Source organism: Duganella vulcania, from assembly GCF_009857655.1.
Classification (GTDB): domain Bacteria; phylum Pseudomonadota; class Gammaproteobacteria; order Burkholderiales; family Burkholderiaceae_D; genus Rugamonas; species Rugamonas vulcania.
The window spans coordinates 1-12,005 of record NZ_WWCX01000069.1; the positions used below are offsets into that span (position 1 = coordinate 1).

11 protein-coding genes are annotated in these 12,005 nt (G+C 66.1%); 2 read left to right on the forward strand and 9 right to left on the reverse strand.

Going from position 1 to position 12,005, the window contains the following annotated elements; all coding sequences use genetic code 11:
- Positions 1-273 precede the first annotated feature (273 nt).
- Positions 274-939 (forward strand): pyridoxamine 5'-phosphate oxidase family protein, encoded by a 666-nt coding sequence (locus GTP90_RS26005; protein ID WP_161086228.1) that lies wholly within the window; start codon positions 274-276, stop codon positions 937-939.
- 10 nt (positions 940-949) lie between these two features.
- Here GTP90_RS26005 and GTP90_RS26010 read toward each other — a convergent pair whose 3' ends face one another.
- Positions 950-1,282, reverse strand: coding sequence for a hypothetical protein (locus GTP90_RS26010; protein WP_161086229.1), 333 nt, complete (start codon positions 1,280-1,282; stop codon positions 950-952).
- A gap of 139 nt (positions 1,283-1,421) precedes the next feature.
- Here GTP90_RS26010 and GTP90_RS26015 point away from each other — a divergent pair, with 139 nt between their 5' ends.
- A complete protein-coding gene (locus GTP90_RS26015) occupies positions 1,422-1,586 on the forward strand; it encodes a hypothetical protein (RefSeq protein WP_254452046.1) in 165 nt (54 codons plus the stop codon).
- Between the two features lie 72 nt (positions 1,587-1,658).
- Here the strand turns inward: GTP90_RS26015 and GTP90_RS26020 are convergent, their stop codons facing one another.
- Genes GTP90_RS26020 through GTP90_RS26055 form a run of 8 tightly spaced genes read right to left on the reverse strand, consistent with a single transcriptional unit; the run spans position 1,659 to position 11,973 of the window.
- Positions 1,659-3,326, reverse strand: coding sequence for a hypothetical protein (locus GTP90_RS26020; protein WP_161086230.1), 1,668 nt, complete (start codon positions 3,324-3,326; stop codon positions 1,659-1,661).
- Complete coding sequence (locus tag GTP90_RS26025; RefSeq protein ID WP_161086231.1) at positions 3,323-5,359, reverse strand: DUF4175 family protein; 2,037 nt, start codon at positions 5,357-5,359, stop codon at positions 3,323-3,325. The genes GTP90_RS26020 and GTP90_RS26025 overlap by 4 nt, the downstream gene beginning before the upstream one ends.
- Complete coding sequence (locus GTP90_RS26030; protein WP_254452047.1) at positions 5,343-6,425, reverse strand: BatA domain-containing protein; 1,083 nt, start codon at positions 6,423-6,425, stop codon at positions 5,343-5,345. The genes GTP90_RS26025 and GTP90_RS26030 overlap by 17 nt, the downstream gene beginning before the upstream one ends.
- Positions 6,422-7,357 (reverse strand): DUF58 domain-containing protein, encoded by a 936-nt coding sequence (locus GTP90_RS26035; protein WP_161086232.1) that lies wholly within the window; start codon positions 7,355-7,357, stop codon positions 6,422-6,424. Before GTP90_RS26035 ends, GTP90_RS26030 begins: the two co-directional genes overlap by 4 nt.
- Positions 7,358-7,363: 6 nt before the next feature.
- Entirely contained in the window at positions 7,364-8,362 is a 999-nt protein-coding gene (locus tag GTP90_RS26040) for an AAA family ATPase (RefSeq protein ID WP_254452048.1), read from the reverse strand.
- Between the two features lie 2 nt (positions 8,363-8,364).
- A complete protein-coding gene (locus GTP90_RS26045; protein ID WP_161086233.1) occupies positions 8,365-8,985 on the reverse strand; it encodes a DUF4159 domain-containing protein in 621 nt (206 codons plus the stop codon).
- 9 nt (positions 8,986-8,994) lie between these two features.
- On the reverse strand, positions 8,995-10,332 hold the full coding sequence (locus GTP90_RS26050; protein WP_161086234.1) for a TldD/PmbA family protein: 1,338 nt from the start codon (positions 10,330-10,332) through the stop codon (positions 8,995-8,997).
- A 3-nt stretch (positions 10,333-10,335) separates the two neighbouring features.
- Positions 10,336-11,973 (reverse strand): TldD/PmbA family protein, encoded by a 1,638-nt coding sequence (locus GTP90_RS26055; protein WP_161086235.1) that lies wholly within the window; start codon positions 11,971-11,973, stop codon positions 10,336-10,338.
- Positions 11,974-12,005: the final 32 nt, after the last annotated feature.

Below are 12,005 nucleotides of genomic sequence, written 5' to 3' on the forward strand. Positions count from 1 at the left end.
CGTCCGCCGCATTCCGACCAACGCGCATTACGACTCTTTAACGATGCGGCGGCCCCCGAGAGCTACACTAATTACCCCACTCGTCCCCTACGCGGCGCTCTGCCGATCTCATTCGTGCAGCATGCGCTGGCGCGGCCAGCCGCGATGGCGGTTCTGCGCGGCGTAGCCGTCGATCAGCAAGGCAAAGTCCATTCGTGGCTCCATGAAAATGACGATTACTGGACCTGTTTAAGGGGCCAGCCAGCCATTATATTTCGGCTTCAACCTTTTTGGATGGAGATCATGACCGAACCAGCAACCCACGCCGCACCGAGCGAACGCACCCGCGTCCGCCGCATTCCGACCAACGCGCATTACGACACCGCCACGCTGCACGCGATCATCGACGACGCCTACCTGTGCCACATCGCCTTCGCCGACGACCGTGGGTCGCACTGCATTCCGACCGCCTGCTGGCGCGAGGGGAACCACCTGTACATCCACGGTTCCAACGGCAGCCGCATGCTCAAGCGTTTGACGGAGAGCGAGACCTGCGTGACCATCACGCACCTCGACGGCCTGGTGATGGCGCGTTCGGCGTTCAATCATTCGATGAACTACCGCTCGGCGATGGTGTACGGCCGTTTCGAGTTGGTGGCCGACGAGGGCGAGCGGCGCCGCACGATGGAAGCGTTCATGGAGAAATTGGCGCCGGGCCGCCAGGCCGACATCCGTCCGGGCTCGGACAAGGAATACGCGGCCACCACCATCATGCGCATCGCGCTCGACGAAGCGGCCTGCAAGGTGCGCGCCGGCGCCCCGGAGGACGACGAGGAGGACATGAGCTGGCCGGTGTGGGCGGGCGTGCTGCCGTTCGAGCGTGTGCAGATGAAGCCCATCACCGATCCAGCCTGCACCCACGCCGCGCCGGCCTATGTGAAGGGCTGGCAGAAGTGGTAACGCTGCGCCATTAGCCGGGACAGCCGCGCGCCGCGCTGCAATAGGGAACCCTTCCTATCGTCGTCAGGAAGGTGATGTTGGGGCCATCACCGCTCTGCACCAGGATATCGGTGCCCTTGTCGCCAAAAACGCTGCGGGCGTAAACGGTATAGCCGAACTTGGCGTGCATCCGCAGGCAGATTTGATCGGGTGACATCCGCTGGGCGACGCACTCCGCCACCGCCGCGCGCATCTTCTCCAGCGTCGCGTCGGGGATGGGCGCGGCGCGGCAGACGCCGCACAACATGGCGGCCAGCAGCAACTGGCCGCCGCGCAGTCTCAATCGCTGTATATAACGTCGCATTGCATCCTCCCGAAAGCGCTCCAATGCGACTATTTTAATTGAAGCGCCTCTCGCAGGCCGCGCGGGAACCCACCACCCATGCTTGACTCTAACGTGGCGTGATACTTCAGCCTTGGTGCTTTACCAGGAACGGATCACTATGCATACGTTCAAACAGATTGCCAAAGCCGCCACTGCCGGCGCCGCGCCGTTGCGCGAACAGGATGATGTCGTTATCGTCGCCGGCGTGGAGATCGCCTGCCGCGTCACGCTCCCGGCCGGGCAGCCGCAGGGCGCGGTGCTGCTGCTAAACTACAAGTTCTGATCGACGTTCCAAGGATGCCGGCCAAAGTACCAGGCCGGCCTTGATCCTGCGACCGCGGTTGCAGGGTCTTTTTTACTGGCGCTGCCCGGACTCGCGATACCACAGGCCCAGCATGCACAAGGCAAACGCCAGAGCGAAAGGCGCAACCGGCAAGGAACGGCCGGCGGCGGCCACGCCATCGGCACCGGCGCGGCCACCGTCACCGGCGGCCCGCGCCGCATAGGTCGCGGTGGCGTCGCGCCGCAAGGCCCGCTGCCACGCCGGCCAGTCCTTGACGTCGTAGACATACTCCAGCGCCGGCGCCTCCATGCCGGCCGCATCGAACCTCGTCCACCCGGCACTGCGCGGCCACCATGCGCCGCATCGCGAATCGGCCTTGTCGGCGCGCGCCAGCAACGGCAGCGCGGGGCCGCCGTCGACCGGCTGCGCGCTTGCTGCAGTGCCGCCCTCGACGCATACTTCGCTGCGCAAGCCTCGCAGCGGCATCGGGTCCGGCATACGCCAGCTGGTTTTCTGGATCCCCGCCAGCGTGATCTTGTCCATCGCGCCCTGCCACCACAAGGCCAGCGCTTGCGGTGAGTTGATGGCGTAGCGGTGCCAGTCCGATACGCCGACCCACACCACACGGCCGTGCTGAAGATCTCGCTGCCAGAGCCAGGGCTGCTTCTTGCTGTCGCGCGCCGCCACGGACCACAGTGAGTTGGCGTCCTCGCCGGGGTTGAGGGCGGCGGGCGGCATCGCCAGCACGGTGCCGGCGACGGTGAACTGGCGCGTGTCTTCCTTCTCCGTGGTGGGCGATTGCGGATGCAGCCGCAGGCCGAACTCGCGCTGCCACATCGCGGCATCGGCGGCGTTCGCACCCAGTACCACCAGCGGCACGCCTTGCCGCGTCTGGGCCAGCAGCGCGCCGCGCGCGGAAGGGTTCATGTGTTCCACGTAGGCCGCATCAACGAACATCGCATTCGGCGCCGTCAGCGGAGCGCGGGCGGTTTCGCTGCGCGCCACGGCCTTGCCCAGGGTGACGCTCCAGTCCAACACCGCGTTGCCGTCGGCCAGCAGCTGGTTCAAGGCGCGCGCGTCGAACGATGGTGCATCGAAGCGGCCCTGTATCTGCAACGGTGTCGGGTCCTTTACCTGCAATGGTATCGGTCCTTGGGCGATCACCTTGCCGGCGGCGTCCAGCAGGCGGGCCTGCAATACCATGGCCTCCGCCACCGGCGGCAGCCATTGCACGCTCAGCGACTGTGTTTCGGCGCCGGACAGATTGGAGTCCGCCAGCACCTGCTTGTTCTCGGCCAGCAGCTGCAAGCGCCATCCCGCCTGCGACGGTGCGCGGCGCACCGTCAGCGTGAAGATGCGGCCCAGCGGTATCGAGCGCGGGAAGTCCAGCCAGAGCTGGTCGGCCGCACCAGGCGTCCACTGCACACGGCGCGCTGGCAGGTCGCGCCACTCCGCTTCGCGCAGGCCGTCACCGCTCAAGGCGATGGTTTGGGCGTGCGCTATCGCCAGCAGGGACGCTTCGCTGATGCCGCCGGATGCGTCGGTCGTCACCTTCGCGACACTCTCGCCGGCCTGCGGCAAGCGTATATCGGCCAGCGCGATCGCCAGCGTCGACGAGGCCACCACGATCAGCGCGGCATCGATCCATTTTCGCTTGCGGCCATACAGCATGGCGCTGACCGCGCCGGCGGCCAGCGCTGCTGCGGGTACGGCGATGGCCGTCAATTCCATGTTCGTCATTTCGGCGGCTCCTTACCGCTCCAGGCCTGACGGAACGGCGTGTCCGTCGACGACCGCGCTTGCAGCAGCACCGGGGCGTCCGTCAGCGTGCCGCGCAACCACGCGCGCAGTTCGCCGCGACAGGCGGCGCAGCCGTCCTGCACGTCCTGCACCGAACGTTGGGCGCTCAGTTTCTGCTCCTGGTCGGTGATGCGGGCGGCGATGGTGTCGCGGGCGGCCTTGCTCCACAGGGCCGGCAGCGCGCCGTCCTGCGACAAGGCCTGCACCAGTTCGCGCACTTCGGCAGGCACCGTGTCGCCGGCGGTGCCTTGCGCGCGCTTGTAGCTTAATACGCCGACGATATCGCCGCTCATGCGCTTCTCTTCCTTCAGTGCAGGCGGCACGAAGGCGGTGCGGTGCAGGTAGATCCGCTCGGCGGCCTGCAGCTCCTTGATCGCGTCCAGCGCTTTGTACTCCGGCGGCAGCGCGGTCCTGGGCGAGATCGCGCGCAGCGATTTTTCCGCATCCCACATGGCGGACAGTGCGCGCTTCAGTATCGCCTTGGTCTTCGGGTCGAAGATGGTGGCGTTGTCTTCCTGGTCGTGCGCGTGGCCGAACTCCTTCACCACCGACATCTCGCTGCCGAAGGCCGCCTTGCCGCCGTGGTGTTCTTCGCCTTCGTGGTCGTGTTCATCGCCGAACAGGCTGGATTCTTCTCCGAGGAACTGGCCGTAGCGCAGGCGCAGGCTGGCCTGGTCCGAGGCGATGGCTTCGCTGCGCGCGCGCACTGTGGCCGTCGGCATGTTGGGGTGGGCCTGCATGTCGGCAACCAGCTGTTCGGTGTCGATGATAATCTGGCGTTGGCTGCGCAGGTTCTCCGGCTTGGCCAGCGCCGGCAGCGCGGTGGCGTCCAGGCTTTCCGCTTCCGGTGCGGGCAGGCGCAGTGTGTAGGTGGGCGATTGGGTGGTGTGCGGATTGTCCGGCGAGTTGTCGGTGGCGCGCACGAAGAAATACAGCTCGTCGCCAGGCTCCATGCCGAGTTCCGCCAGTGTCCATTGTTTTTTCCAGTTGCGGATCTTCGGATCGGCCGATTGAGGCAGCGGCACTTCGCGGTCGGTGAAGCGGATGTTCTCGCCGCTGCCGCGCGCCAGCGTCATGTGAAGGCTGGCGCGGACGATAGCGTAATCGTCGCGGATGCTGACGGACATCTGGGCGGTCTTCGCATCCCTGGAGAGGATATGTATCAATTCGTTCGGCTCGACGATGGTCACTTGCGGCGCCTGGTCGGGCGTGACGCGGATGTTGTAGCGGGTGCGGTTCTTGCCGCGTGCGCGCCAGAACAGCGACTCTTCCACGCGCTTCATCGCGCAGGCTTCGGTGACGGGCAGGCTGGCGCCGTCGCCCAGTTCCACCGCCGGCTGCGCGCCGCTGGGGTTGCGCACGCACCAGCGCACTTCGGAGAACTGCGGTACCTGGATGTCGCGGGCGGCGGTTTCAAATGGCTTGGCGCCGGTGTAGGCCGGCGGCGTTACGCGCAGGTAGATTTCGCCGTCGACGATGGGTTTTGAGGCCTGCATGCTGGCGGCCGGCGCGCTGGCGGCGGTCTGCTTGCCGTGGTAGCCCCATGCGGCGCCTGCCGCGGCAAGGCTTAGCAGGATGGGCAGGATGCTCATTCGCACGCGGCTGCGGGCGATGTTGCGGTAGTCGTCGTCACCCAGCACGTCGGCGAGGCGGGCTTGCATGCGTTGTTGCTGTAGCCTTGCGATAGGCGTGATGGCGTCGGCGGCCAGCAGGGTGCAGCTGTCTTCCAGTGCGGGGATGGCGGCGTTCAGCCAGGAGGTCCATTCGCGTTTGATGCGCTGGCGCCAGCGGTGGATGTCGATGACCAGCCAGGCGGCCCACGGCAGCATGGCCGCGATCACCAGCGGACGGGCCGCGTGCAGCAGGACCAGGGCTGCGGCCAGCGGCGCCAATGCGGCCAGCCATTGGGGGACGCGGCGGCGCAGGACGGCGGCCCACAGGTGGCGGCGCAGGGTGTCAGCTTCGCCGTGCATGGCTCAGTATCCGTTCGAGTAAAAACAGCGCAAGCAGGACAAGCGCCAGCCAGGCGGCGGGCTTGGCGTCGGTGATGGCAGGCAGCGCGCTGCGCGTGGTGCCCAGTGTTTGCGATGGCATCGGGTAGGCCGGAGCCGGTGCGGGGCTTAGCTGCTGCCAGGCTTCGTAGAGCTCGCGGGCGGTGTCGGCGTCGCGTGGGGGGAAGGCGTCGGAGGCCCACAGTCGGCCGCGCGGCGAATCGGCGTATTTCAACGTGACGCCGTTGATGGTCAGTGTGGAGGCGCTTGCCAGTTCGGGGAACGCGGGGCTTGGCGCGGCCAGCCACCAGTGCGGGGCGCGCCAGCTGGCGGGCGGCGCGGATGGTGATTCCCAGATGATCAGCTCTGTCGCGGTGGCAGGTTCGGCGGTGAGCGTGTAGCGTCCGGCGCCATCGCCGGCGCGGCCTAAGGCGGCGAGCAACGAACGCCAGGCAGCGCCCTGCTCCTGCGCGCCGGCCAGCACGATGTGGTGCTCGGCGCGTAGCGGCGCGGCGGGAACGGCCGGCGCGGAGGTGGCGGCAGCGGCGGCGGCGGGTGGCAGCTTGGTGCGCAGGTCGATTTGGTGGCTGAACGGTGGTACGCGGGCTGGCATCGCTATCTGTTCGCCACGGGCGACGATCAGCAGGCGCGCGCTGGGGCGCCAGTCGCGTTCGTGCTGGCGCAGCCATTGCAGGCCGTTCGGCGGCAGTTCGATGCGCTGGGCGGCGCCCATGCCGGCGGCAGCGATTTGTTGCTCGGCCCAGGCCTTGTCGGCGCCAGCGTCCAGCAGAACCGTGTCGCCGTGCCAGGGGAAGATGGTCGCGGCCAACCAGGCGATCAGCGTTACCAGCATCAGGCAGCGCACCAGCAGCAGCAAGCGGTCGCGCCATCGCCATACACGCAACTGCTCCGGTGCGGCCGATGGCAGGAAGCGCGCAGTCGCAAGCGGCTCGGCCTTCAGGCGCTGGCGCTTCTGGCGATGCCACCACACCGGCAGCAGCAGCACCGGCAGCGCAAGCCACCACAATGGATAAGAACTCGACATCATTTTGCGCGCGCTCCCGCCAGCTGCAACCAGCTGCGCAACACGCCGCCCAACGGTTGCTCGATACGCGCTTCGTAGTGGACGATATTGTTTTGGCGGCAGCTGGTCGCCACCGCGTCGAAATGCGCGCGGCTTTGCTGCCTGTAGCTGTCACGGTCCGCGTTGCTCATGCGGTGCAGGCCGTCGCTTTGCTCCGGGTCGCGATAGGCCGCGCCGGCCTTGAAGCTGGCGTCCACCTCCGCCTGCGTGCGCAAGGTGAGGAGACGCACGTCATGCCGCAGGCTGCGCAGGCGCAGCAGCGCTTCGCTCAGCGGCGATGGCCAGTCGAGGAAATCGCTGGCGGCGAATATCAGACTCGGTGAGCGGGCGAAGTGCAAATTCGCCTTCAGCACCTCGGCGCTGGGCAGCCCGCCTTCCGGCCTGGCCTTGGCCAGCTGCGCCAGCACGCGTTGCAACTGGCGCGGCCCGCGCGAGGCTTGCGTGAATTCGACCTTGCCGCCGCTGCACACCACCAGTCCGAATGCGTCGCCCTGCCGCTGCGCGATGGCGGCCACGCAGGCCAGCACGGTGCGCGCGAACCACAGCTTGTCGACGCCGTTGATCTCGCGGCTCGGCTCCGCCATCGATGCGCTGGCGTCCAGCCACAACCAGGTGGCGACGTGGCTGTCGCGCTCCGCCTCTCGGACGAAGTAGCGGTCGGCCCGCGCCAGCAGCTTCCAGTCGACGCGGCGCCACTCGTCGCCCGGCGCATAGGCGCGGTACTCGGAGAATTCGACGCCGGCGCCGCGCTCTCGGCCCGCGTGCAGGCCGTGGCCCAGCCCCGCCAGCACGTGGCGGATCACCAGGTCCAGGTCCTTGGTCTGCGCCATCATCGCCGTCATGGCGGCGGCGGGCGAAGACGTCCCCGGCGCGGACGGTTTGAAATTCGATTGCATCGCGGCTTAATCTGGGCGGATATGCTCGCGCAGCGCCAGCAGAATGTCAGCGATCGCCACACCGTCCGCCTCCGCTTCGAAGTTGCGGATCACGCGATGCGCAAGCACCGGCAGCAGCATCTCGCCGATGTCCTCGCGCGTGACGGCCAAGCGGTTGTGCATCAACGCGCGCGCCTTGGAGGCCAGCACCAGCGCCTGCCCCGCGCGCGGGCCAGCGCCCCAGCCCACGTGCTTCTTCACCGCCGCCACCGTCGTCAACGCCGGACGGGTGGCGCGCACCAGGCGCGTCGCATAGGCCAGCAGGTGGTCGCCGATTTCGATATCACGCACCAGCTGCTGCAGGCGCAAAAGCGTCGCCACGTCCATCACCGGATCGGCATCCTTCAAGCCGGCGTGCGTGGTGGCGGAGACCATCGCGATCTCCTCTTCCTCGGTCGGATACACCACGTCGATGCGCAGCAGGAAGCGGTCCAGCTGCGCCTCCGGCAGCGGATAGGTGCCGGCCTGCTCGATCGGGTTCTGCGTCGCCAATACGAAGAAAGGCTTGGGCAGCTTGTGCGTCTGGCCGGCGAAGGTCACGCTGCGTTCCTGCATTGCCTCCAGCAGCGCCGATTGCGTTTTCGGCGGTGCGCGGTTGATCTCGTCGGCCAGCAGCACCTGCGTGAAAACCGGCCCTTGCTGGAAGCGGAACTCGCGCTTTCGCGTCGCGTGGTCCTCTTCCAGGATCTCGGTGCCGACGATATCGGACGGCATCAGGTCCGGCGTGAACTGCACGCGATGGAAGTCCATGTCCGTCGCCTGCGACAGCGATTTGACCAGCAGCGTCTTGCCCAGTCCCGGCACGCCCTCCACCAGCGCATGGCCGCCGGCCAGCAGGCAGATGATCAGCGAATCGATCACGTTTTCCTGGCCGATGATCACACGGGACATGCTCGCCTTCAGCGCCGCCACCTTGGCGCTCAACGCGCCGATTTCATTTTCGCTCCAGGCGATTGCACTATCCAAGATCAGGCTCCCAACGCATATTGAATGATATTGACCGCGAAGCGGGTGTTGTCGACCACCAGCCAGCGCTTGTTGCGGAAGTCGTAGTCCCACTCGCAGCCGTAGTCCTTGTTGCTGTACAAAAGCCGCACGCGGCCACCGACTTCCACCGCCTTCAGGTAGTCGTGCACCAGATCGTCGCCCCAGCCGTTGAGTTCCACGCTGGTGTTGGGCGGGCCGTCGAAATGGAAGAAGCTCGAATACACCGGATGCGAGTTCGGGATCTTGTGCAGCGCTTTCGGTCCGAAGATGCGGGCGATTTCGGCCTCGAACGATTTGGCGAACAGGCCGTCGATATCGTGGTTGCAGTCGTCCACGAACAGGAAGCCGCCGCCCTTGATGTAGCGCTCCAGGTTCTTGCGCTCGGCCGGCGTGAACTGCACCAGCTTGTGGCCGGCGAAGTAGCAGAACGGCGCTTCCAGCATCTTGGGGTCCGACAGCGCGACGATGCGCTCGACGGGATCAACCCGCAGCGTCGTGTATTCGACCAACGAATTGAGCACGTTGCTCGGCATGCGGATGTCGACATCCCAGTCGCCCGACTCGTAGGTCAGGCGGGTGAAGTAAAAATCGTAGTTGGCCACGGCCCTGCCTTACACCGCGTCCGACAGGGAGGTGAAGTTGAAGTCGCGTACCTTCATCGGCGGGATCAGCATCTGGTAACGCACTTCGTCGCCGCCGATCACCACCGGCTTGCCCAGTTCATCGATATTGTTCAGCATCGACACCGGGCTTTCGTTGAAGCGGAAGTTCTTGATCGGATGCTTGATCTTGCCGTTCTCGATGTAGAAGGTGCCGTCGCGCGTGAGGCCCGTCAGCAGCAGCGATTGCGGATCGACCATGCGGATGTACCAGGTGCGCGTGACCAGCACGCCCTTCTTGGTCGACGCGATCAGCTCCTGCGTCGACTTGCCGCCGCCCGCCATGATCATGTTGCCATGCCGGCCCGACGCGCGCTGGCCCTGCTTCTCGGCCCAGTAACGGGTGTAGTCGAGCGAGGCCACCTTGCCGCCCTTGATCACGTCCGCGCGTTCGCGCGCCAGCATCGACGAGTCGTCCCACGCCAGCACCGGCACGTCCTTGTCCCACGGATCGGCCCAGACGTTGACCTGTTCGTCGAACAGCTTCTCGCCCAGGCGGTTGCCACCGCCCTTCTTCGACAGGAAGCTGCGGCCCTCGTCGGCGCGGCGCGCATCGAAGGCGCCGAACATGCGGCCGATGATTTCCGACGTCGCCGCCGGCTCCAGGATCACCGTGTAGCGGCCCGGTTCCAGCGCCTTGGCGTCCACAGATTTCAACGCCTTCTCGATCGCGATCTCGGAGGCTTCGCGTGCGTCGAACTTCTTCGCATCGGTGGCCGAGCGCGTGGCCCAGCCGGAACCGCGTCCGTCCTCGGTGCGGGTGGTGATGGTGAAGCCAAGATTGCTCAAGGTCTGGTGACCGAACACGCCGTTCGAATTGGCGATCGTTTCAAAGCCGGTGGTATCGCTGAAGAAGCCCGCAGCGACCAGTCCCTGCTTGCGGCAGGCGTTGATGCTGGCCGCCGCCACTTCGGCGCGGTATTCGGGATCGATGGCGGCGGTGGCCTCGTTATAAGTGGAGGACGACTTGTACTCCTGCTTTTTGATCGCCGGCAGGAACTCGGGATTCTCCGGCGCCAGGCGCGCCACGTCTTCGGCGCGGCGCACGGCGCGTTCCAGCGCCTTGTCGTCGAACTCATTGATCGAGGCCGTGCCCTGGCGCTTGCCGAAAGCGACGCTGACGGTCAGCTGCGTATTCTCGGTCAGGCCGGCGGTCGACACGGCGTTGCGCGCGTAGCGGATATTGCCATTGCGGCTGCCGCTGATCTGCACGCGGCACTCGTCGGCCTTGGACAGCGACATCACCTTGTCGCAAATGCGTTTTGCTTCTTCCTGGTTCAGCATCTTCATTGTTTATCCTATCTTGCGAGCGGTGTTGATGACGTTGATGCCGTTGAAGCGCGTGGTCGGCGAGCCGTGCGATACCGCGCTCACTTGCGAAGGCTGGCCTTTGCCGTCGAAGAAGGAGCCGCCCATGCGCCAGTCGCGTTCATCGCACAGCGCCGAGCAGGCGTTCCAGAACTCCTGCGTGTTGGACTGGTAGGCCACGTCCTCCAGCTGGTTGGTGATCTTGCCGTTCTTGATCTCGAAGTACAGCTGGCCGCCGAACTGGAAGTTGTAGCGCTGCTGGTCGATCGAGTACGAGCCGCGGCCCAGGATGTAGATGCCCTTCTTGATGTCCTTGACCATGTCGTCCGGCGTGAGCGGCTTCTTGCCCGCTTCCAGCGACACGTTGGGCATGCGCTGGAACTGCACGCTGCTCCAGCTGTCCGCGTACGAGCATCCGTGCGATTCCTTCTCGCCGATGATGGCCGCCTGGTCGCGCGTGGCCTGGTAGTTGACCAGGATGCCGTTGCGGATCAGGTCCCAGCGCTTGGAGGCCACGCCCTCGTCGTCGTAACCCACGCAGCCCAGCGAGCCTGGCGTGGTCTTGTCGGCGACGATGTTGACCAGGTCCGAGCCGTACTTGAAGTTCTTGCTCTTCCACTTGTCCAGCGTGGCGAAGCTGGTGCCGGCGTAATTGGCCTCGTATCCCAGCACGCGATCCAGCTCGGTGGCGTGGCCGACCGATTCGTGGATGGTCAGGAACAGGTGTTCCGGCGACAGCACCAGGTCGTACTTGCCCGGCTCGACGGTTTTCGCGGTCAGCTTCTCGCGGGCCTGGCGGCCGGCGGCGCGCGCGTCCTCGATCAAATCGTAGGCGCCCTTGTACAGCGTGGTGACGTTGCCGGCGGCCTTGATCTTGTTGGCTCCAGACGCGTCGAAGAATTCATAGCCCATGCTGGCCGGCGACGACAGCCCGTCGCGCGTGCGGAAGCGGTTGGTGGTCTTGTCGACGGCGGTGGCGGTCAGCGGCGCCCACAGGCGGTGGATGTCCTGGTCGATGTAGGAGCCGTCGGTGGAGGCGAAGTACTTCTGCTGGTTCACCTGGAACAGGTTGGACGACATGAAGCTGGCGCCCGCGTCCAGGCCGGCCTTGTTGGCGGCGATGAGCATCTCGGCCTTTTCCTTGATCGGCACGGTGCGCCAGTCCTTCTTGAACTGCGTGGCCCACGCCACTTCGCCCACGCCCTTGACGGGGGCCAGCACCACAGGCTCGGTTTGCAGCCTGGCGTTGGCGCGCGCGATGGCGACCGCCTGGCGCGCGGCGGCGGCCACCGAGTCCGGCGTCATGACGTTGGTCGAGCAGAAGCCGTAGGCGCCGTTGGCGATCACGCGCACGCCGACGCCGGAGGATTCGGTGTTGACGATGTTTTCCACGTTCAGGTCGCGCGTGGTGAGGAACTGGTTCAGGTAGCGGCCGATGCGCACGTCGCAGTAGCTGGCGCCGGCCTTGGTGGCGGCGTTCATCGCGGCGTCGGCCAGCGATTTCTTGAACTGCACGGCCATGGGGTTGAGCAGCTCCTCGGCCGCGATGGCGTTGCCGAAGACCGGTATCAGCAAACTGCCGCCTGCCGCCGCGCCGATTTTTAGAAATGAACGTCGTTCCACTTTGACTCCCTGATGAATGTAACAGGGCCGGA